This is a genomic window from Teichococcus deserti (genome assembly GCF_001982615.1).
Classification (GTDB): domain Bacteria; phylum Pseudomonadota; class Alphaproteobacteria; order Acetobacterales; family Acetobacteraceae; genus Pseudoroseomonas; species Pseudoroseomonas deserti.
Map to the genome: position 1 here is coordinate 1 of NZ_MLCO01000183.1, position 19701 is coordinate 19701.

The 19701-nt window shown below is 71.2% G+C and carries 19 protein-coding genes and 1 tRNA gene; 11 read left to right on the forward strand and 9 right to left on the reverse strand.

Translation table 11 applies throughout. The features are described 5' to 3' along the window. On the forward strand, positions 1-1173 hold a 1173-nt coding region (locus BKE38_RS17850), incomplete at its 5' end, for an AsmA family protein (RefSeq protein WP_131829635.1). A 114-nt stretch (positions 1174-1287) separates the two neighbouring features. Here the strand turns inward: BKE38_RS17850 and recA are convergent. The 3 genes from recA to BKE38_RS17865 form a co-directional block, all read right to left on the reverse strand. Then, positions 1288-2325 (reverse strand): recombinase RecA, encoded by a 1038-nt coding sequence (gene recA, locus BKE38_RS17855; protein WP_076958627.1) that lies wholly within the window; start codon positions 2323-2325, stop codon positions 1288-1290. A 257-nt stretch (positions 2326-2582) separates the two neighbouring features. Continuing rightward, entirely contained in the window at positions 2583-4154 is a 1572-nt protein-coding gene (locus tag BKE38_RS17860; RefSeq protein WP_242662453.1) for an ATP-binding protein, read from the reverse strand. A gap of 49 nt (positions 4155-4203) precedes the next feature. Beyond that, positions 4204-4446 carry a hypothetical protein gene (locus tag BKE38_RS17865; RefSeq protein ID WP_076958629.1) on the reverse strand — a complete coding sequence of 81 codons (243 nt, stop codon included), beginning with the start codon at positions 4444-4446 and terminating at the stop codon, positions 4204-4206. A 105-nt stretch (positions 4447-4551) separates the two neighbouring features. On the opposite strand from BKE38_RS17865, the gene BKE38_RS17870 reads away from it, so the two are divergent. After that, positions 4552-4851, forward strand: a complete 300-nt coding sequence (locus tag BKE38_RS17870; protein ID WP_076958630.1) for a hypothetical protein — start codon at positions 4552-4554, stop codon at positions 4849-4851. A gap of 4 nt (positions 4852-4855) precedes the next feature. Here the strand turns inward: BKE38_RS17870 and speE are convergent, their stop codons facing one another. Together speE and speD are read right to left on the reverse strand one after the other, a co-directional pair. Further along, positions 4856-5725 (reverse strand): polyamine aminopropyltransferase, encoded by an 870-nt coding sequence (gene speE, locus BKE38_RS17875; protein ID WP_076958631.1) that lies wholly within the window; start codon positions 5723-5725, stop codon positions 4856-4858. A gap of 89 nt (positions 5726-5814) precedes the next feature. Next, a complete protein-coding gene (gene speD / locus BKE38_RS17880; protein WP_076958632.1) occupies positions 5815-6267 on the reverse strand; it encodes an adenosylmethionine decarboxylase in 453 nt (150 codons plus the stop codon). A 338-nt stretch (positions 6268-6605) separates the two neighbouring features. Between speD and BKE38_RS17885 the strand changes: the two genes are divergently transcribed. Then, a tRNA-Ser gene (locus tag BKE38_RS17885) sits at positions 6606-6696 on the forward strand. Between the two features lie 60 nt (positions 6697-6756). Here the strand turns inward: BKE38_RS17885 and BKE38_RS17890 are convergent. Then, a complete protein-coding gene (locus BKE38_RS17890; RefSeq protein WP_242662454.1) occupies positions 6757-7770 on the reverse strand; it encodes a LacI family DNA-binding transcriptional regulator in 1014 nt (337 codons plus the stop codon). Positions 7771-7950: 180 nt separating this feature from the next. Between BKE38_RS17890 and BKE38_RS17895 the strand changes: the two genes are divergently transcribed. The 5 genes from BKE38_RS17895 to BKE38_RS17915 are packed head-to-tail and all read left to right on the forward strand — an operon-like array spanning position 7951 to position 13995. After that, complete coding sequence (locus tag BKE38_RS17895; RefSeq protein ID WP_076958634.1) at positions 7951-8973, forward strand: TRAP transporter substrate-binding protein; 1023 nt, start codon at positions 7951-7953, stop codon at positions 8971-8973. A 17-nt stretch (positions 8974-8990) separates the two neighbouring features. Further along, positions 8991-10868, forward strand: a complete 1878-nt coding sequence (locus tag BKE38_RS17900; protein ID WP_076958635.1) for a TRAP transporter large permease — start codon at positions 8991-8993, stop codon at positions 10866-10868. A gap of 33 nt (positions 10869-10901) precedes the next feature. Then, positions 10902-11441, forward strand: a complete 540-nt coding sequence (locus BKE38_RS17905; protein WP_076958636.1) for a VOC family protein — start codon at positions 10902-10904, stop codon at positions 11439-11441. A gap of 5 nt (positions 11442-11446) precedes the next feature. Next, positions 11447-12721 (forward strand): ribulose-bisphosphate carboxylase large subunit family protein, encoded by a 1275-nt coding sequence (locus BKE38_RS17910; RefSeq protein WP_076958637.1) that lies wholly within the window; start codon positions 11447-11449, stop codon positions 12719-12721. Beyond that, on the forward strand, positions 12718-13995 hold the full coding sequence (locus tag BKE38_RS17915) for a four-carbon acid sugar kinase family protein (RefSeq protein WP_076958638.1): 1278 nt from the start codon (positions 12718-12720) through the stop codon (positions 13993-13995). The genes BKE38_RS17910 and BKE38_RS17915 overlap by 4 nt, the downstream gene beginning before the upstream one ends. A gap of 6 nt (positions 13996-14001) precedes the next feature. Here BKE38_RS17915 and BKE38_RS17920 read toward each other — a convergent pair whose 3' ends face one another. The 3 genes from BKE38_RS17920 to BKE38_RS17930 all read right to left on the reverse strand — a co-directional run bounded on the left by BKE38_RS17920 (position 14002) and on the right by BKE38_RS17930 (position 16488). After that, positions 14002-14415, reverse strand: a complete 414-nt coding sequence (locus BKE38_RS17920) for a hypothetical protein (protein WP_076958639.1) — start codon at positions 14413-14415, stop codon at positions 14002-14004. 97 nt (positions 14416-14512) lie between these two features. Next, positions 14513-15523 (reverse strand): NADPH:quinone oxidoreductase family protein, encoded by a 1011-nt coding sequence (locus BKE38_RS17925; RefSeq protein ID WP_076958640.1) that lies wholly within the window; start codon positions 15521-15523, stop codon positions 14513-14515. Continuing rightward, on the reverse strand, positions 15520-16488 hold the full coding sequence (locus BKE38_RS17930; protein ID WP_076958641.1) for a tripartite tricarboxylate transporter substrate binding protein: 969 nt from the start codon (positions 16486-16488) through the stop codon (positions 15520-15522). Before BKE38_RS17930 ends, BKE38_RS17925 begins: the two co-directional genes overlap by 4 nt. A 64-nt stretch (positions 16489-16552) precedes the next feature. Between BKE38_RS17930 and BKE38_RS17935 the strand changes: the two genes are divergently transcribed. From BKE38_RS17935 to leuD, 3 genes are read left to right on the forward strand one after another with little or no spacing between them, the layout of a single operon-like run. Continuing rightward, complete coding sequence (locus tag BKE38_RS17935) at positions 16553-17671, forward strand: CaiB/BaiF CoA transferase family protein (protein WP_076958642.1); 1119 nt, start codon at positions 16553-16555, stop codon at positions 17669-17671. 2 nt (positions 17672-17673) lie between these two features. Then, entirely contained in the window at positions 17674-19077 is a 1404-nt protein-coding gene (leuC, locus tag BKE38_RS17940; RefSeq protein ID WP_076958643.1) for a 3-isopropylmalate dehydratase large subunit, read from the forward strand. Continuing rightward, a complete protein-coding gene (leuD, locus tag BKE38_RS17945) occupies positions 19074-19673 on the forward strand; it encodes a 3-isopropylmalate dehydratase small subunit (protein WP_242662458.1) in 600 nt (199 codons plus the stop codon). The genes leuC and leuD overlap by 4 nt, the downstream gene beginning before the upstream one ends. Positions 19674-19701 lie beyond the last annotated feature (28 nt).

The following is a 19701-nucleotide window of genomic DNA, read 5'->3' on the forward strand; positions in this document are numbered from 1 at the left end:
CAGCTGGCGGCCCGGCTGGCGGCGCAGCGGCTGGACCTGGACTCGCTGCTCGACGCCCCGCCGCCGGTCGCGGCTCCCGCCGCGGCGCCACCCGTCGGCACGCCCGCGGCGCCGGCCGTGCCGCCGCGCCCTGCCCCACCGTCCACCTCGCCGCCGCAGGCCGCCGCCGCGCCGGAAGGCCGCCGCGTTATCCCGCCGCTGCCGCTGCCGCTGCAGGCGCTCCGCGACCTCGACGGCGACCTCCAGGTGAACGCGGCCGAGGTGCTTGCCGGCGGCGTCACCTATCGCGATGTCCGCGGCACGGCGAAGCTGGCCAATGGCAAGCTGGCGCTCGATCCCTTCGGCCTGTCGCTGCCCGGCGGGCGGATCGGCGGGCGCTTCGGCGCCGATGCCAGCGGCGCGCTGCCGCGGCTGAGCCTGGCCTTCCGCCATGACGGCGCCGGGCTGGATCTGCGGCCGCTGCTGCAAGGCTATGGCCTGCCGCCGCAGGGCAGCGGAAGGCTGGAGACCGAGGCCGACCTGTCCGGCAGCGGCGCCGATCTGCGCGCCGTCGTCGCCAGCCTGACCGGCAATCTCAGCCTGGCCATGGCCAATGGGCAGATCGACAACCGGCTGCTGGCCTCGCTGGCCGGCGATCTGCGCCGGCTGCTGCTGCCCAACGCGCCGACCGAGGGCAGCACCGCGCTGCGCTGCCTGGCGCTGCGGCTGAACTTCCGGGACGGCATCGGCCGGCCGCAGGCGATGCTGGTCGAGACCAGCCTGGCCGACGTGGTCGGCAGCGGCGAGGTCAATCTGAAGGAAGAGCGGCTGGCGCTGCGGCTGCTGCCACAGATCCGGCTGGGCGGGATCGGGCTGAGCGCACCTGTGCAGGTCGGCGGCAGCCTGGCGGCGCCGAGCTACCGGCTGGATTCGGCCGGCGTCCCCGAGGCCGCGGCCGGCATCGTCGGCGACCTGGTGGCGCGGCAGGCTGAGAACCAGGGGGGCATCCTGGGGCAGCTGGCGCAGCAGCTGGCCGGCAGACCGTCGGGCAGCCTGCCGGATTGCGCGCAGCAGCTGGCGGTCGCCCGCGGCGGCCGCAATGGCCCGGTGCCGCCGGAGCAGCGCCGCGCCACCGGCGAGCAGCCGCAGCGGGTCAATCCCGCCGACCTGCTGCGCAACCTCTTCGGCCGCTGAGCCGGCTCTGACACGAAAAAGGAGGGGCACCTTCCGGCGCCCCTCCTGACAACCCGCTTTGCGACCGGGCCGTTTGACCCGCCGCCTCAAAGAGGCGGCGGCAGCCCGGAAGAATCACTCGGCGGCGGCTTCCTCGGGCTCGTTCTCGCCGACCAGCATGGTGTTGGCGATCAGGCCGGCCTGGGCGCGGACCCGCTGCTCGACGCTGTCGGCCACCTGCGGATTGTCGCGCAGATACTGCTTGGCGTTCTCCCGGCCTTGGCCGATGCGCTGGCTGTCGCAGCTGAACCAGGCGCCCGACTTCTCGATGATGCCGGCCTTGACGCCGAGATCGAGCAGCTCGCCGACCTTGGACACGCCCTCGCCATACATGATGTCGAACTCGACCTGCCGGAACGGCGGGGCCATCTTGTTCTTCACCACCTTGACGCGGGTCTGGTTGCCAGTGACCTCCTCGCGGTCCTTGATCTGGCCGATGCGGCGGATCTCCATGCGCACCGAGGCGTAGAACTTCAGCGCATTGCCGCCCGTGGTGGTCTCCGGATTGCCGAACATCACGCCGATCTTCAGGCGGATCTGGTTCAGGAAGATCAGCAGCGTGTTGGAGCGCGCCACCGACCCGGTGAGCTTGCGCAGCGCCTGGCTCATCAGGCGGGCATGCAGGCCGACATGGCTGTCGCCCATCTCGCCTTCGAGTTCGGCGCGCGGCACCAGGGCGGCGACGGAATCGACCACCAGCACGTCCACCGCGCCGGAGCGCACCAGCGTGTCGCAGATCTCCAGCGCCTGCTCGCCGGCATCCGGCTGGCTGATCAGCAGGCTGTCGACGTCGACGCCAAGCTTGCGCGCATAGCCCGGGTCAAGCGCGTGCTCGGCGTCGATGAAGGCGCAGGTGCCGCCGCGCTTCTGCGCCTCGGCGATGGCATGCAGCGCCAGCGTCGTCTTGCCCGAGCTCTCGGGGCCGTAGATCTCGATGATGCGGCCCTTGGGCAGGCCGCCGATGCCCAGCGCCAGATCGAGGCCGAGCGAGCCCGAGGGCACCACCTCGATCTCGTCGGACTGCTGCTTCGCGCCCATGCGCATGATCGAGCCCTTGCCGAAGGCCCGTTCAATCTGGCTGAGCGCAGCGTCAAGCGCCTTGTTCTTATCCATGTCTCGGAACCCCTTCGCCTCAGGCTGTCTCTATGATCGGCGCCGCTTTCGTGGCATTCGCGCCACGCGTCGGCTGCGTCCTGTATCTCGCCTTCCCGACGGCCGGTGCCAAGCCCCGGCAGCATGCGGAAAGAAGCAAGATCACTATTCCGTTACTATCATGGAAGGATTTGCGCGCTTCAAGCGAAAGCGGCGAAGCCGGCCATCAATCTTCGTTCGCTATATGTTCGCTTCGCCGCTGTTCTGCAAGGGGCGTTTCAGCGGCCAAGGGTGTGGACTTCCGGCTGCAGGATGGCGCGCACCTGCGCCACCAGCTCGGCCGGCGCATAGGGCTTGGCCAGGAAATGCGGCGGGCTGTCGCCAGCCAGGCCTTCCTCGACCATGGAGGGGGCATAGCCGCTGACCAGCAGCACCGCCATGGCCGGGAAGCGCGGCCGCAGCAGACGCGCCAGGGCAGCGCCGTCCATCCCCGGCATGACCACGTCGGAGACCAGCAGCGCCGGGGCCAACTCCTTCGACTCGATCAGCGCGAGCGCGGCTTCGGCATCCTCGGCCACCTCCACTGTCCAGCCGGCCCGGCGCAGGGCGCGCTCGGCCAGACGGCGCAGCGGCGCCTCATCCTCGACCAGCAGCAGGGTGCCGGCAGGCCCCGATTCGGCCTGGGCGGCGGATGCGGATACGGAGGCGGGCGGGGCTGCGCGGCGGGCGCTCTCCTCCACCCGCGGCAGCAGGATGCGGAAGCAGGTGCCCTCGCCCGGCCGACTGCGCACCGCGATGAAGCCGCCAGACTGCCGCAAAATGCCATGCACCGTCGCCAGCCCCAGCCCGGTGCCGCCCTGCTGGGCGCGGCCGGTGAAGAACGGCTCGAAGATGCGCGGCAGCAACTCGGGCGGGATGCCGTGGCCGGTGTCCTCGACCTCGAGCACGGTCCAGCGCCCGGGCGGGATCTCTTCCGGCTCGGCCGGCTCGGGCTGCAGCAGCAGGACGCGGCTGGTGCGCAGCGTCAGCCGCCCGCCCTGCGGCATGGCCTGGCGGGCGTTCATCGCCAGGTTCATCAGCACGCGGTCGAGCTCGGAAGGATCGATCAGCACCAGCCGGCCGGGCTGGTCGAGCTCCAGCTCAAGGCTGATGCCGCGGCCGAGCAGCGGGCGCAGCAACGATGCCATGCCCTCCACGGCGCCGTTCAGCGGCACCAGCCGGGGCGCCAGCACCTGCTGCCGGGCATAAGCCAGCATCTGCTGCACCAGGGCGGCGCCACGGCGGGCGGCGGCCTGCACCTGGCCGAGCTCGGCGGCCAGCGCCGGGTCGGCAGCGGCCCCGGGAAGGCGCAGCGCGTCCTCGGCCGCGCCCAGCACCACGGTCAGCAGGTTGTTGAAGTCGTGCGCAATGCCGCCGGCCAGCGTGCCCAGCGCCTGCAGCCGATCGGCCTCGGCCAGACGCGCCGCCAGGGCCTGGCGTTGCGCCACGTCCTGCTGCAGCAGCAGCACGGCGTCGCCGCCGGGCAGCGCGATGCGGTGCGGCGCCACCGGGTTTCTCTTGGTTCCCTCCGGCGTGGCGAGGCCGAGCTCAGCCGGCGCCGGCCCACCCTGCTGCCAGGCCTGCAGGGTGTCCTGCGACGCGGCGTCGAACAGCCGTTCGGCCGCCATGCCGGGGCGCACCGGCAAGGCGGGGCCCAGCGCCAAGCGCAGCGCGGCATTGGCGTCGCGTACCCGCCAGGCCGCATCGAGCCAGAGCGCGGCGTCCGGCAGGCCGGCGAAAAGCGCCTCCAGGGCGGCGCGGCGTCCTGAGCTCGTCGCGCGATGGCCGGTCCAGCGGTCGAGCAGGCGCATGATGCGCCATCGTAACATCACGGAAGCGTGAGACTGCAAGAGAGAACCGTCAGCGGCGCCGGGCCAGCAGGGCGATGGCCTCGCTCAGCAGGGTATGGCTGGCGCCGAGCGCCGCCCGGCTGGCCTTCCAGGTGGCGACCGGGTCCAGCGGTGCCGAGGCGCTGCCCTCCGCCCCGATCACCGCGGCAGCAGGCGCCCCCTGCCCCGCCAGCGCCCGGGCGTGGGAGAGCAGCCGCTCCGGCTGGCCGTCGAGCCGGGCCACGCCGCGACGCAGCGCCTCCTCCATGTCCATGGCTGACCCTCCTCGCTGGCTGGGAGGCGACAGGGTGGCCAGGCTCTGGTTAGGGCGTGGTTAAGCGTGACCGGATCTTAACCCGCGCGGCGGCATGGAAGGACCATGCCGGAAGCCGCTCTGGGGGCCATCGAGGCCGCCGCCGAAAGCCTGCGCAGCACGCTGACCCTGGCCCAGGCGCTGGCCCTGGCCGGGCGGCAGGTCGACATGACCGGGCTGGAGCGGGAGGTCGCGCTGCTCTGCGCCGCCGCCGCCGCGCTGCCTCCGGAGAGGCGCGGCCCGGCGCGGCGTGCGCTGATCGGGCTGCGGCTGGCGGTGGAGGGGCTGCTGGCCACGCTGCCAGCCCCTGAAAACGAAAGCGGCCGGGCGTCGCCGCCCGGCCCCTCCCGAAGACATCCCTGCTGAGGCCTCAGGCCTTGGGCAGGTGCTTGCTGATGTAAGGCGGCAGGTTGAAGGCACCGGCATGGATTTCCGGCGTCCAGTATTCGGTGATGCCGAGGATGCCGGCCGCCTCGGCGCGGGCGCGGATGGTGGCGACGTCGACCTGGCGCAGCGAAGCGTCCTTGGCCGACCAGCCCAGCGTCATGAAGCCGCCGACATAGGTCGGCACCGCCGCGACATAGGCGTAGATGTCGGCAAAGACCTTGCCGCGGCGCAGCGAGGTCTCGGCGAGCTCCTCGGCCTGCATCAGCGGCACGCCGCACTGGTTGACGATCAGGCCGCGGTCGGACAGCAGCCGCGCCGCATTGGCGTAGAACTCGTCGGTGAAGAGCACCTCGCCGACGCCGATCGGATCGGTGGAATCGACGATGACGACGTCGAAGCTGCCGGCCTCGGCCTTGCGGACATAGTCGATGCCGTCACCGACGATGACGTCGGCGCGCGGGTCGTTCCAGGCGTCGCCGGCGATGTCGGGCATATGCTCCTTGCAGAGCCGGATGACCTCGCCGTCGATCTCGACCATCACCGCCTTCTCGACGTTGCGGTGCTGCAGCACGCGCTTCAGCACGCCGCCATCGCCGGCGCCGATGATCAGCACGCGCTTGGCGTCGCCATGCGCCAGCAGCGGCACGTGGGTCAGCATCTCCTGGTAGACGAACTCGTCCTTCTCGGTGATCTGCGTGACGCCGTCGAGCAGCATCACGCGGCCATGGCTGTAGCTCTCGAACAGCATGATGTCCTGGAACTCGCTCTGCACCCGCGCCAGCTCGCGCTTGACCAGGAAGCGCTGGCCCCAGTCGGGGTAGAGGGTCTCGTTCACCCAGGAATCGGTCGGCATGGCAAAATCCTCGGAAGGGAAAACATGCGAAGAGGGCGGGACCCTAAGGTCCCGCCCCCTGCCGCGTCACGTGACAGATAGGCGGCGTGTCAGCCGATCAGGCCGCGCTTGTGCTCGGCGAGCTGCACGCGCTCGGGCTGGAAGCCCTTCTTCAGCACCGGCACCGCGAGGTACGGGTTGCAGACGCCGCAGACGAAGATGTCCAGCGCGGCATAGGCGCGCTCCGGCCAGGTGTGGATCGACACATGGCTCTCGGCGAGCACCAGCACGCCCGAGACGCCGTCCGGCGCGAAGTGGTGGAAGTGGCCGTGCAGGATGGTCGCGCCGGTCTCGATCGCCGCCTCGCGGAGGACGGCATCGATGTGGGCGGGATCATCGAGGTTCGTGGCACCCCACAGATCAATGATCAGATGCGTGCCGGCGAAGCGCACACCGTCGCGCTCGACGAAGTGGTCCTTCGCCTCGGCGCGGATATCGACAGACTGGGCTTCGCTCGGGCTGTTATCCGAGACCATCCCCAGCGGAGAAACGAGAGCGTCCATGAGCTGCGGCTCCTTCACCAGAAGATGACCAGGGTGGTCGTCTCCGACCGGGTCAACGGCGGCGCATATGGGGCATGGGGGGTCCCCCCCGCAAGAAAAATCGGGACTTTGAGGCCGAAAAAAACGCGGGTCCTTCCTGCGTTCGGCGCGCATCTCGTCTCGCTGCCCCCCGGGGGGCCCCAGAAATACCGCCGGTGACCCGGTGGGGGCAGCCGGAAAAACTTCAGTCCCCGCTCTCCGCCCGGGCGCCTGCTCCACCCCGTGGAAGCGCCAGCGCGGCTTCCCGCGCGAAACCCCTTGCCGGCCGCGGAAAGGCTGCTATACCCCGCCGCCTAGCTGGATCGGTGGCCGAGCGGTCGAAGGCGCACGCCTGGAAAGTGTGTATACCTCAAAAGGGTATCGTGGGTTCGAATCCCACCCGATCCGCCAGATGCCTCTCCTCATCCTCCGAGGCATCCCGCCGAGCCTTCCTCGGCCTTCGTCCCTCATCTAGGGCAGGTTTTCCCGGAACAGCACCTCGCTGCGCGCCGGCTCGACATCCTGCAGCGCCGCGCGTCCGGCACGCAGATTGGCGAAGACGCGGGCGCAATCCAGCAGGGCGGCGCGCGGGTTCTGCGTGATCACCGCCTCCATCGTGCCGTCGATCAGCATGGCGCGGCATTCCGGCGTCAGCCCGTGGCCGATGAAGACCACCGCCTGGTCGCGCCGCGCCTCGCGCAGCGCCCGGCCGATCCCCTCCGCCCCGCCGCCGACGCTGTAGATGCCGTCGAGATCCGGATGGCCGGCCAGCAGCATCCGCGTCTGCCGGTAGTTCTGCGCCGGCTCGTCATGGCCTTCGCGCACGGCGACGATGCGGATCTCCGGCGCCTGCTCGTCGAAGAGCTGCAGCACCCCCATCTCGCGCTCCTGATGCGCGCGGTAGCTCAGGCTGCCGGCGATGACGGCGACCTTGGCCGGGCGGCGCCCCAGGAACCGCGCCATCAGATACCCCGCCAGCCGTCCCGCGGCGCGGTTGTCGAGCCCGATATAGGCGGCGCGCGGCGCATGGCCGATGTCGGAGATCAGCGTCACCACCGGCACGCCGCGCGCGGCGAGCTGGTTCACCGCCTCGCGCACCGCCGGATGCTCGATCGCCATGAAGGCGACGCCGTCGGCCTCGGCGCCGGCGCGCAGCAGGTGGCGCGCCAGCAGCGCCGGGTCGAAGCTGCGCACCTGCTCGACGCGGGCGGCGACGCCGAAAGGGGCCAGCAGCGCCTCCGCCTCGGCGATCATCTTGCCCAGCAGCGCAAGAAATCGGTTGCCGCCGGCCGGCAGCAGGAAGACCAGCCGCATCGGCCGCTGGGCGAGGGCCGGATGCGGCGCCAGGTCCGGCGGCAGGTAGGACAGCGCCTCGGCCGCCTGCAGCACCCGCGCCACAGTCGCCGGCCGCACGCCCGGACGGCGGTTCAGCACGCGGTCGACGGTTGCGGTGGAGACGCCGGCGCGGCGCGCCACATCGGCCACGCGCGGCAGGTTCCTTGAGGCGCCCGAGACCGGATTATCCATCAAAAACCATCACCAATTGCGTTTGACACCCCTGTATTGCCGTCCATATCCTTCGCCATCAAGAACAAACCATCATTTTGCATCAGCACAATGAGGGTGGGCCCGCAAAGCAGGCGGCGCCGTCAGGGGAGGTCCAGCATGAGCATCATCACCCGCCGCGCGGCGCTGCGCGGCCTGGCGGCCGCGCCGCTCGCCGTCCCCTTGCTGGCCGCCGCCCCGCGCCCTGCCCGCGCCGCGGAGTTCGAACTGAAATACGGCAACAACCTGCCGATGACGCATCCGCTGAACACGCGGGCAAGCCAGGCCGCCGAGCGCATCGCGCGCGAGAGCCGCGGCCGCGTCGAGATGCGGATCTTCCCGAACAACCAGCTGGGCGGCGACACCGACATGCTGTCGCAGGTCCGGAACGGCGCACTGACCTTCTTCACCCCCTCGGCGCTGGTGATCGCGACGCTGGTGCCGGCGGCGGCGATCAACGCGGTGGGCTTCGCCTTCGCCGATTACGACCAGGTCTGGAAGGCGATGGACGGCAAGCTGGGCGCGCATGTCCGCGCCGCCATCTCCCGCGTCAACCTCTTCGCCTTCGAGAAGATGTGGGACAACGGCTTCCGGCAGATGACCACCAGCGGCCGCCCGATCGAGACGGCACGCGACATGGACGGCCTCAAGATCCGTGTCCCCGTCAGCCCGCTGTCGATCGCCATGTTCAAGGCGCTGGGCGCAGCGCCGGCCAGCCTGCAGTTCAGCGAGGTCTATTCCTCGCTGCAGACCCGCATCGTCGACGCGCAGGAAAACCCGCTGCCGATCATCCAGGTCGCCAAGCTCTACGAGGTGCAGAAGAGCTGCGCGCTGTCGAACCATATCTGGGACGGCTACTGGTTCATCGCCAATGGCCGCGCCTGGCGCGGGCTGCCCGCCGACCTGCAGAAGATCGTGTCGGACGCCATCAACGATGCCGGCATGCAGCAGCGCGAGGACATCAAGACCCTGAACGCCTCGCTGCAGACGGATCTGGAGTCCAAGGGGCTGCGCTTCAACAGCCCGGCCCCCGACAGCTTCCGCGCCAAGCTGCGCGAGGCCGGCTTCTACGCCGAGTGGAAGGGCCGTTTCGGCGACGAGGCCTGGGGCCTGCTGGAAGAGGCCGTGGGCCGGCTGGCCTGAGCCGAGGGACGCAGAACATGGCCGGCCACGCCCCTGCCCTAGCCCCCGGCGCCGCCCCTGCCCTGACCGGGCTGGCCGGCCGCGCCGACCGCGCCCTCGGCATGCTGGTGGAGGGCGCCGCCGCCCTGCTGCTGCTGGCCGAGATCGGCATCCTCGGCGCCGGCGTCACCGCGCGCTACCTGTTCCACAGCCCTCTGGTCTGGTCGGACGAGCTCGCCTCCATCCTGTTCCTCTGGCTGTCGATGCTGGGCGCGGTGGTGGCGCTGCGCCGCGGCGAGCACATGCGGATGACCGGGCTGGTCACCCGCGTCGGCCCCGGCGCGCAGCTGCTGCTCGACACCCTGGCGCTGACGGCCTCGCTCGCCTTCCTGCTGCTGGTCATGCATTCGGCCGTCGAATATGCCCAGGAAGAGAATTTCGTCGTCACGCCGGCGCTGGAGATCAGCAATGCCTGGCGCGCTTCCGCCATTCCGGTCGGCATCGGGCTGATGATCGTCGCCAGCTTCTTCCGCCTGGCGCGGCAGGGCTCGGTCACCGCGGTGGCGCTGGCGGGCAGCATCACGCTGGCGGTGGTCATGGGATTCTGGCTGCTGTCGCCGGTGTTGAAGCCGCTCGGGCAGCTGAACCTGCTGATCTTCTTCGTCGGCGTCGTCGCGGTGAATGTCTTCGCCGGCGTCCCCATCGCCTTCTCCTTCGCGCTGGCCACCTTCGGCTACCTGGCCTGCACGACCACGACGCCGTTGCTGGTCGTGGTGGGCCGCCTCGACGAAGGCATGTCGCATCTGATCCTGCTGGCCGTGCCGCTGTTCATCTTCCTCGGCCTGCTGATCGAGATGACCGGCATGGCGCGCGCCATGATCGCCTTCCTGGCCAGCCTGCTCGGCCATGTGCGCGGCGGGCTGTCCTATGTGCTGATCGGCGCCATGTACCTGGTCTCGGGCATCTCCGGCTCGAAGATCGCCGACATGGCCGCCATTGCGCCCATCCTGTTCCCCGAGATGAAGAAGCGCGGCGCCAAGCCGGGCGACCTGGTCGCCCTGCTCTCCGCCACCGGCGCGCAGACGGAAACCATCCCGCCCAGCATCGTGCTGATCACCATCGGCTCGGTCACCGGCGTCTCCATTGCGGCGTTGTTCACCGGCGGCATGGTGCCGGCCCTGGTCCTCGGCGCCTGCCTCTGCGCCGTGGTCTGGTGGCGCTACCGGGCTGAGGATCTCAGCCAGATCCGCCGCGCGCCGCTGGCCGAGATCGCCAAGCTGGCCGCCATCGCCATCCCGGCCATCGCGCTGCCCTTCGTCATCCGCGCCGCGGTGGTCGAAGGCGTCGCGACCGCCACCGAGGTCAGCACCATCGGCATCGCCTATTCGCTGGTGATGGGGCTGCTGGTCTATCGCCAGTTCGACTGGCGCCGCATCGCCCCGATGCTGGTGGAGACCGCCTCGCTGACGGGCGCCATCATCTTCATCGTCGGCTGCGCCACCGCCATGGCCTGGGGGCTGACGCAATCCGGCTTCAGCCAGGAGCTGGCGAAGATGATGGCCGGCATGCCAGGCGGTGCCTATGGCTTCCTGGCGGTGTCGATCGTCGCCTTCATCCTGCTGGGCAGCGTGCTGGAGGGCATCCCCGCCATCGTGCTGTTCGGCCCGCTGCTCTTCCCGATCGCCCGCGAGGCCGGGGTGCACGAGGTCCACTATGCCATGGTGGTCATCTTCGCCATGGGCATCGGGCTCTTCGCGCCGCCTTTCGGGGTCGGCTACTACGGCGCCTGCGCCATCAGCAAGGTCAACCCGGATGAAGGCCTGCGGCCGATCTGGGGCTACATGGCCGCGCTGCTGGTCGGGCTGATCCTCGTCGCCGCCGTGCCGTGGTTCTCCACCGGCTTCCTGGCGCGCTGACCCCTTCTCTCCTTCCGCAAGCGAGACCCCCGCATGAGCCGCTTCTTCGGCCAGATCCGCCAGGCCGGCTATGTCGTGCCCGATATCGAGGCCGCGATGGACTACTGGAGCCGCACCCTCGGCGTCGGCCCCTTCTTCTACAACCCGCGCGTGCCAATCAGGAACTACCGCTACAAGGGCGAGAGCTACGAGCCGCACAATTCGGTGGCGCTGGCCAATTCCGGAGCGCTGCAGATCGAGCTCATCCAGTGCCGCAACGATGTCCCCTCCATGTACCGCGACTTCACCCAGGCCGGGCATAGCGGGCTGCAGCATGTCGCCTATTGGACGGAAGACTACGACGCCGATCTGGCACGCCTGACCGCCGAAGGCTTCAAGCCGGTGATGAGCGGCGAGGTCGGCGAGCGCGGCCGCTTCGTCTATTTCGACACCCACTACCACCCCGGCACGGTGATCGAGCTGTCCGAGGTCGCAGGGCCCAAGGGAGAGATGTTCCGCCTGATCCGCGCCGCCTCCGAGGGCTGGGACGGCAGCGACCCTGTGCGCCCCTTCCCCGATCTCAGCAAGCTCTGACGCCGATGGATCCCGCGCGCTTCGAAGCGGTCTACCTGGTCGAGACGCCGCTCGACCCCGTCCGCATCGCCGGCATCATGGCCGGCGAGCAGTCCAGCGGCACCTTCGTCCGGGTCGAGGGCGAGACCGACGCGCTGCGCGCCCGCGCCGGCGCCATCGTCGAGGCGGTGGAGCCGCTCGAGGCCGTCGCTGAACCCAGCCTGCCCAATGCCTGGCTGGAACGGCGCGGCGTCGCCGGCCCCTGGAAGCGCGCACGGATCCGCATCTCTTTCCCGGTGGCCAATGTCGGGGCCAACCTCGCCAGCCTGGCCGCCACCGTCGCCGGCAATCTTTTCGATCTTGGCGAGGTGACGGGGATGCGGCTGGAGGCGGTGCATCTTCCCGCCGCCTATCGCGCGCAGTTCGCCCTGCCGGCTCAGGGCATCGCCGGCACGCGGCGGCTGAGCGGGGTTGCCCACGGCGTGCTGGTGGGCTCGATCATCAAGCCGAATGTCGGGCTGTCGCCGCAGGAGACCGCCGATCTGGTGGGCCGCCTCTGCGCCGCCGGGCTCGACTTCATCAAGGATGACGAGATCTGTGCCGATCCGCCGCATGCGCCGCTGGCGCTGCGCGTGCCGCTGGTCATGCAGGCCGTGCGCCGTCACCAGGAGCGGACGGGCAAGCACGTCATGGTCGCCTTCAACATCACCGATGAGACGGATGCCATGCGTCGCCATGCCGATCTGGTGGCGCGCGAGGGCGGCAGCTGCGTCATGGCCAGCCTGAACTGGTGCGGCTTCTCGGCGATCGAGACGCTGCGCCGCTCCAGCGATCTGGCGCTGCATGGCCATCGCAACGGCTATGGCGGCCTCTCCCGCCACCCGCTGCTCGGCATTTCGTTCAGCGCCTACCAGACACTGTGGCGGCTGGCCGGCGTCGACCACATGCATGTGCACGGGCTGCAGGGCAAGTTCGCCCAGACCGACGAGGAGGTCGTCCATTCCGCCCGCGACTGCGTCACCCCGCTGACCGACGGCGTCGACGACCGCGTGCTGCCGGCCTTCTCCTCCGGGCAATGGGCGGGCACGGCGCCGGCGACCTTCGACGCCATCGGCCATGACGACCTGCTGTTCATGGCCGGCGGCGGTATCATGGCGCATCCGGCCGGCCCGGCCGAAGGCGTGCGCAGCATCCGCGAGGCCTGGGACGCCGTGACCCGCGGCGAGGCGCTGGAAGAGGCCGCGCGCCAGCATCCCGCCCTGGCCCAGGCGCTGGATTTCTTCGGGGCGAAGGTGTCGTGACGCTCCGCCTCGGCTGGTATGGCGACGATTTCACCGGGGCGACCGACACCCTGGCCAATCTGGCGCGGCGCGGCAAGCGGGCGCTGCTGTTCCTGCGCCCGCCTTCCGCCGCCGAGCTCGCCCAGGCCGGGCCCCTCGATGCGCTGGGCATCGCCGGTGCGACCCGCGCCATGACCCCGGACGAGATCGCGTCGACGCTGGCGCCGGTCGGGGAGTTCTTCAGGACCCTCGGCGTTGCTGTGCTGCACTACAAGATCTGCTCGACCTTCGACAGTGCGCCGGATCGCGGCAGCATCGGCGCGGCGCTGGCGGCATTGCGCCCGGCCTTCCCGCATCGCTGCCTGCCGATCCTGGGCGGCCAGCCGGATCTCGGCCGCTACTGCCTGTTCGGCCATCTCTTTGCCGCCGCCGGCACCGGGGGCGAGGTGTTCCGCCTCGACCGCCACCCGACCATGCGGGCGCATCCGGTGACGCCGATGCAGGAGGCCGATCTGCGCCTCCACCTGACGGCGCAGGGCCTGGCGCCGCTGGCGCATCTTCCCTTCACCGCCCAGGGCGGCGGGCTGGAGGCCGCCTTCGACGCAGCGCTGGCCGCCCCGCAGCAGGCGATGCTGCTGGACGTGGCGCGCGACGAGGATCTGGCGCCGCTGGGCAGGCTGCTGTGGCGGGAGGCGGCGCGCGCGCCGCTGCTGGCCGCCGGCGCCAGCGGGCTGGCCCAGGCGCTGGCCACGTCCTGGCCAGGCGCGGCGGCCGCTGCCCCCCTGCCCGAGCCGCCGCTCGACCCGGCCCGGGGCCCGGTGCTGGTGATGGTCGGCAGCCTGTCGCCGATCAGCCGCGCCCAGGCCGAGGCGGCGACCGGCTACAGGCGCCTGACCGCCGATCCGACGCGGCTGCTGAGCGAGGCCGCCTATCGCACGACGCTGCGGACAGAGATGCTGCGCAGCCTGCGCGACGGGCGCCACGTGCTGGTCGCCACCGACCCGCCCGGCAGCGCCCCGCCGCCGGCGCGCGACGTGGCGCTGGCCACCGCAGAATTCCTGGCCGGGCTGCTGGCCGAGGCGCCGGTGCGACGGCTTGGCATCGCCGGCGGCGACACCTCCAGCCTGGCGACGCAGGGGCTGGATCTCTGGGGCCTGTCCTATCGCACCACCCTGGCGCCGGGCGTCACGCTGTGCCGCGCGCATAGTCGCGACCCGCGGCTGGACGGGATGGAGCTGATGCTGAAGGGGGGGCAGATGGGCCCCCCCGACCTGTTCACGCGGCTGGCGGCGTGATCCGGCTCAGCCGGCGCGGCAGTTCTGCAGGCTGATATAGGGCTTGCCGCTGCCGGTGCGGTCGTACAGGCGATCCACCGTGCCCGGGTTGATCTGCGCATTGGTGCCGCGGCCGAAGCGGATCTGCTGGCTCTGCCAGGCGCCGGTCGGGACGCCCGGCAGGCGCGGCGAGAACAGCGTGACGGTCTGCGGGAAGCCGCCCAGCGCCACGTCGGCGATCATCGGTCCCGAGGTCTGGTTGCGGATCTGCACGAAATACTCGAAGGCGTTGGGGCCGGTGCCGTTGGCATAGACCGTGTCGATGAACATCTTGCCGGCGCAGGTGTTGGCCGGCTGCGCGGCGCTGCTGCCGGCGGTCGCCGCCAGGGTGGCGGCGGCGCCCAGGGCGATCAGGCCCATCATCGCGAAACGCTTGGTCATTCTCGTCGTCCCTGGTTGCGCCGTGCCCTCACGGCCTCGTGGGGAACATTACGAGCAGCGCATCCAGCCGGCCAATAGACCGGAGCTATGGCATTGATCAGCCCGGCGGCAGGCCCCCGGGGCACAGCACCACCCGCCCGGTCACGCCGCGGCCGCGCACCAGCGCCATGGCCTCGCGGAAATTCTCGAGCGGCAGGGCGGCATGCAGCTCGGGCCGCAGTTTTTCGTCGATCCACCAGTCCAGCAGCTGCTGCCACAGCGCCCGCACCCTTGGCGCATGCGCCTGCCGGTTGTCGCCCGGCGACCAGCCGATATAGGTGCCCCAGTTCAGCCCGGCGACGCCGATGTTCTTCAGCAGCAGCAGGTTGACGCCGAGCTGCGGGATGCTGCCCGCGGCATAGCCCAGCGTCAGCAGCGTGCCGCCCTCGGCCAGGCAGCGCAGCCCTTCGTCGAAGGCCTCGCCGCCCAGCGTGTCGACGACCAGGTCGACGCCGCGGCCTTGCGTGATCTCGGCGACCGCCGCGCGGAACGGCTGCGCGCTGTCCAGCACGGCAGTCGCGCCGCGCGCCGCCAGCATCGGGTGCTTCGCGAGACCGGCGCGGGCGATGACCCCGGCGCCGGCGGCGCGCGCCACTTCCAGCGCGGCCAGGCCGACGCCGCCGCCCGCCCCCTGCACCAGCACCGTCTGCCCGGCCGCCAGCCTGCCGCGCCAGAGCAGCGCCGCGGCGGCGGTCGGATAGCTGATCGGCAGCGCCACCGCGGCGGCGGCCGGCAGGCCGTCCGGCAGCGGCATGACATGGATGTCGTCGGCGATGGCTTCCTCCGCCATGCCGCCCCAGTCGAGCACGGCGAAGACACGGGTCCCGACCGGCGGGGCCTCGGCATCCGGGGCGGCCTCGATGACGGTGCCGACGATCTCGGTGCCGGGGCTGAAGGGCAGCGGCGGCTTGCGCTGGTACTTGCCGGCGACGACCAGCTGCACGGCGAAGGAGACGCCCACTGCCTCGACCCGGATGCGCACGCCGCGCGGCCGCATCGGCGGCGGCGGGACGTCTTTCAATTCCAGATCGTCGAAGTCGCGCCAGGATTCGCAGACCAGGGCCTTCATTGCGCTTCGATCCGGGCCTCGCGCACCAGGCGGCCCCAGCGGTCCCATTCGGCGCGGGTGAAGTCGGCGAAGGCCTCGGGCGTGTCGCCCACCGGATCGGCGCCCAGCGCGTCGAGCCGCGTGCGCGCCTCGGGCGTGGCCAGCACGGCGGCCACCGCGCACTGCATCTTCAGGACGACCTCCGTCGCGGTGCGGGCCGGGGCCCAGATGCCGTACCAGGTGGCGATCTCGTAGCCCGGCACGCCGGCCTCGGCGACGGTTGGCAGGTCCGGGAAGGCGGCGACGCGGGAGGCGGTGCTGACGGCCAGCGCCCGCAGCTGGCCCTCGCGCACGGCGCCGGCGCTGCTCGGCATGGAATCGAACATCAGCTGGATATTGCCCGCCATCAGGTCCTGCAGCGCCGGCCCTGAGCCGCGATAGGGCACATGCGTCATCTCGGTCCCGGTCAGCTGCTTGAACAGCTCGCCCGCCAGATGCGGGGCGGCGCCGATGCCGGAGGATCCGTAGGAGGCCTTGCCGCCTTGCTCCTTCAGCCAGGCGATCAGCTCCGGCACCGAGCGGACCGGCAGCCGCGGATCGACGACCAGGATCAGGGGCACCCGCGCGATATTCGTCACCGGCAGGAAATCGCGCAGCGTGTCGTAGGGCATCTGCGGCTTCATATGCGGCAGGATCACCTGCAGCGAGGCATTGACCAGCCAGGTGGCGCCATCCGGGGCGGCGCGCACGACTTCGCCGGCGCCGATCACGCCCGAGGCGCCGCTGCGGTTGTCGACCACCACATTGGGCACCCCCGCCTGCGGCAGGCCCTGCGCCACCACGCGGCCCAGGATGTCGGTCGGCCCGCCCGGCGGATAGGGCACCACCAGCCGGACCGAGCGCGGTGGCCAGGCGGTCTCGGCTTTCGCGGCCAGCGGCAGCAGCGCGGCCGCGCCCAGGACAGCGCGTCGGGTGAGCTTGGTCATCCGGATGTTCCTTCCCCTGTTCGTTCTTTGCCGGGATGATCGGACGACAGACGGAGGGAACACAATGCAGGAAACGCTGCGTCCTTATGCCGGGCTCCGGGTGCTGGATGCCAGCCAGGGCATCGCCGGCCCCTATTGCGCCATGCTGCTGGCCGCCGCCGGGGCCGAGGTGATCAAGCTGGAGCCGCCCGAGGGCGACTGGTCGCGCGGCCTCTCGACCCGCGCCGAGGGCCAGTCGGTGATGCACACCTCCTTCAATCGCGGCAAGCGCAGCATCGTCCTCGACCTGAAGAGCGACTCCGGCCGGGCGACGGCCCGCGCGCTCGCCGGCCGCGCCGACGTGATGATCGAGGCCTTCCGCCCCGGCGTCGCCGCCCGCATCGGGCTGGGCCGCGAGAATGCCGGGCCGGGGACGGTCTGCCTGTCGATCTCCGGCTTCGGGCAGCAGGGCCCCTATGCCGAGCGGCCCTGCACCGATTCCGTGGCCCAGGCCTTTTCCGGCCTGGTGGCGCTGAATGCCGGGGCGGACGGCACGCCGCACAAGGTGGGTACGCTGGTGGCCGATGTGGTGACGGGGATGACCGCCTTCGCCGCGGTGCAGACGGCGCTGGCCCAGCGCGCGCTGGATGCCGTGCCGCAGCAACGACACCTGGATATCTCGCTGATGGCGGGGATGGCGGCGCTTCTGGTGATGCCACTGGCCGAGGCCGGGCTGCTCGGCCAGACGCCGCCGGCGCTGAACGTGCCGGCCGGCAGCTACCGCACCGCCTGCGGCGCCTGGGTCATGGTGGCGCTGGTGCGGGAGGCGGAGTTCGTCGCGCTCTGCGGCGTGCTGGGCCTGCCGCAGCTGCCCGAGGATCCGCGCTTCGCCAGCTTCGCCGCCCGCGACGTCAACCGCGAGGCGCTGCTGCCGCAGCTGCGCGAGGCCTTCCTGCAGCACCCTGCCAGCCATTGGCTGGAGAAGCTGGGTGCCGCGCGGCTGCTGGCGGAGCGGGTCTATGCGCCGCTGGATTTCCTCGCCGACCGGCATGTGCAGGCGGCCGGCGCCACCGCGATGCTGCAGCAGCCGGAGCTCGGCGCCCTGCCGATGCCGGCGCTGCCCGGGCTGGGGCATTGGCTGGCCCCTGCCCCGCGGCTCGGCGCCGACACGGACGCCGTGCTGGCCGAGCTGGCGACGGCCTGACCATGGCCCCGCCGCGCACGCTGTTCGACAAGCTCTGGGACGCGCATGTCGTGCTGACGCGCGAGGACGGGCAGAGCCTGCTGTGGATCGACCGCCACTTCTTCCACGAGGGCTCTCATCATGCCTTCGCCCAGCTGCGCGCGCGCGGGGCGAAGGTGGCCGAGCCGTCGCTGAACATCGGGGTCGCCGACCATTACGTGCCGACGCAATCCCCCGGCCGCACCATCGCCGACGCCGGCATCGGCGGCATGGTGGCGGGGCTGGAAGCCAACGCCGCCGAGCACGGCACGCGGCTCTTCGGGCTGCGCGATCCGCGGCAGGGCATCGTGCATGTGGTGGGGCCGGAACAGGGGCTGACCCTGCCCGGGCTGACGGTGGTCTGCGGCGACAGCCATACCTCGACGCATGGCGCCTTCGGCGCGCTGGCCTTCGGCATCGGCGCCTCGGAAGTCGCGCATGTTCTGATGACGCAGACGCTGTGGCAGCGCCGGCCGAAGCGGATGCGCGTGGTGGTCGACGGCGCGCTGCCGCCCGGCACCGCGGCGAAGGACCTGGCGCTGGCGATCGTGGCGCGGCTTGGCGCCGACGGGGCGCAGGGGCATGCGGTGGAATATGCCGGCAGCACGGTCCGCGGGCTGTCGATGGAGGGCCGCCTGACGCTGTGCAACCTGGCGATTGAAAGCGGCGCCCGCTGCGGGATGGTTTCTCCGGACGCGACCACCTTCGACGATCTGCGCGGCCGCCCCTTCGCGCCGGTCGAGTTCGACGCCGCAGCCGAAGCCTGGTCGATGCTGCCGAGCGATGCCGATGCCGAATTCGACGCCGAGCACCGCCTGGATGCCGCCAGCATCGCGCCGGTGGTGACCTGGGGGGTGACGCCGGAGGATGCGCTGCCGGTCACGGCCTTCCTGCCCGACCCCGCCACGGCGGCGACGCCGGCGCGGGCGGCGCAGATCCGCGACGCGCTGGACTATATGGGGCTGCGGCCGGGGCAGAGGCTGCAGGCGATCGGCATCGACCGGGTGTTCATCGGCTCCTGCACCAATGCGCGGATCGAGGATCTGCGCGCCGCCGCCGCGGTGCTGGCCGGGCGGCGGGCGGTGGTGCCGGGGCTGGTCTCGCCGGGGTCGTCGCTGGTGAAGCAGCAGGCGGAGCAGGAAGGGCTGGACCGCATCTTCCAGGCGGCCGGCCTGGTCTGGGCGGATGCCGGCTGCTCGATGTGCGTCGGCATGAATGGCGACCTGGTGCCGGCCGGCGAACGCTGCGCCTCCACCACCAACCGCAACTTCAAGGGGCGGCAGGGACAGGGCTCGCGCACGCATCTCATGTCGCCGGCCATGGCTGCCGCCGCCGCGGTCGCCGGCCACATCACCGATGTCCGCGAGCTTCTGGAGGGGCGCGCATGATGCGGCCGTTCCGTCAGGTGAGCTCGCCGGTCTGCGCACTGCCGCAGCCCAATGTCGATACCGACCAGCTGATCCCGGCGCGCTTCATGAAGCGGCCGCGCAGCGAGGGGTATGGTTCTTTTCTGTTGTACGACACGCGGTTCGACGAGGCAGGGGCGCCGCGGACGAACCCGGTCGACGACGCGCTGGCGCGCGGCGCACAGGTGATGGTGGCGCGGCGCAATTTCGGCAGCGGCTCGTCGCGGGAGGCGGCGGTCTATGCGCTGGTGGATGCCGGATTCCGCTGCGTGATCGCGCCGAGCTTTGGCGACATCTTCTCCGGCAATGCGGTGAACAACGGGCTGCTGCCGGCGGTGGTCGACGAGGCCTGCGTCGAGACTTTGCTGGCGGCCGATGTCGTGTCGGTGGACCTGGAAGCGTGCCGGGTGTGGGCGGGGGAAGCGGTCTTCGCCTTCCGCATCGACCCGGTGTGGCGGGTGAAGCTGCTGAACGGGTGGAGCGACATCGACCTGACCTTGAGTCATGCCGATGCGATCCGTGCCTTTGCCCAGGCCGATCGTTTGCGCCGCCCTTGGGCCCGTCTTGATTCGAACTGACAGAAAAAGATGGGGGCCTGGGGGAATT

Bases quoted from the DNA above. Each gene is read 5' to 3' on its own strand.
- BKE38_RS17910 (WP_076958637.1), top strand. From the start codon at position 11,447: ATGGATCCCGCGCGCTTCGAAGCGGTCTACCTGGTCGAGACGCCGCTC.
- leuC (WP_076958643.1), top strand. From the start codon at position 17,674: ATGGCCCCGCCGCGCACGCTGTTCGACAAGCTCTGGGACGCGCATGTC.
- leuD (WP_242662458.1), top strand. From the start codon at position 19,074: ATGATGCGGCCGTTCCGTCAGGTGAGCTCGCCGGTCTGCGCACTGCCG.
- BKE38_RS17920 (WP_076958639.1), bottom strand. From the start codon at position 14,415: ATGACCAAGCGTTTCGCGATGATGGGCCTGATCGCCCTGGGCGCCGCC.
- BKE38_RS17925 (WP_076958640.1), bottom strand. From the start codon at position 15,523: ATGAAGGCCCTGGTCTGCGAATCCTGGCGCGACTTCGACGATCTGGAA.
- BKE38_RS17905 (WP_076958636.1), top strand. From the start codon at position 10,902: ATGAGCCGCTTCTTCGGCCAGATCCGCCAGGCCGGCTATGTCGTGCCC.
- BKE38_RS17860 (WP_242662453.1), bottom strand. From the start codon at position 4,154: ATGCGCCTGCTCGACCGCTGGACCGGCCATCGCGCGACGAGCTCAGGA.
- speE (WP_076958631.1), bottom strand. From the start codon at position 5,725: ATGCCGACCGATTCCTGGGTGAACGAGACCCTCTACCCCGACTGGGGC.
- BKE38_RS17935 (WP_076958642.1), top strand. From the start codon at position 16,553: ATGCAGGAAACGCTGCGTCCTTATGCCGGGCTCCGGGTGCTGGATGCC.
- BKE38_RS17900 (WP_076958635.1), top strand. From the start codon at position 8,991: ATGGCCGGCCACGCCCCTGCCCTAGCCCCCGGCGCCGCCCCTGCCCTG.
- BKE38_RS17870 (WP_076958630.1), top strand. From the start codon at position 4,552: ATGCCGGAAGCCGCTCTGGGGGCCATCGAGGCCGCCGCCGAAAGCCTG.
- recA (WP_076958627.1), bottom strand. From the start codon at position 2,325: ATGGATAAGAACAAGGCGCTTGACGCTGCGCTCAGCCAGATTGAACGG.
- BKE38_RS17930 (WP_076958641.1), bottom strand. From the start codon at position 16,488: ATGACCAAGCTCACCCGACGCGCTGTCCTGGGCGCGGCCGCGCTGCTG.
- speD (WP_076958632.1), bottom strand. From the start codon at position 6,267: ATGGACGCTCTCGTTTCTCCGCTGGGGATGGTCTCGGATAACAGCCCG.
- BKE38_RS17865 (WP_076958629.1), bottom strand. From the start codon at position 4,446: ATGGACATGGAGGAGGCGCTGCGTCGCGGCGTGGCCCGGCTCGACGGC.
- BKE38_RS17895 (WP_076958634.1), top strand. From the start codon at position 7,951: ATGAGCATCATCACCCGCCGCGCGGCGCTGCGCGGCCTGGCGGCCGCG.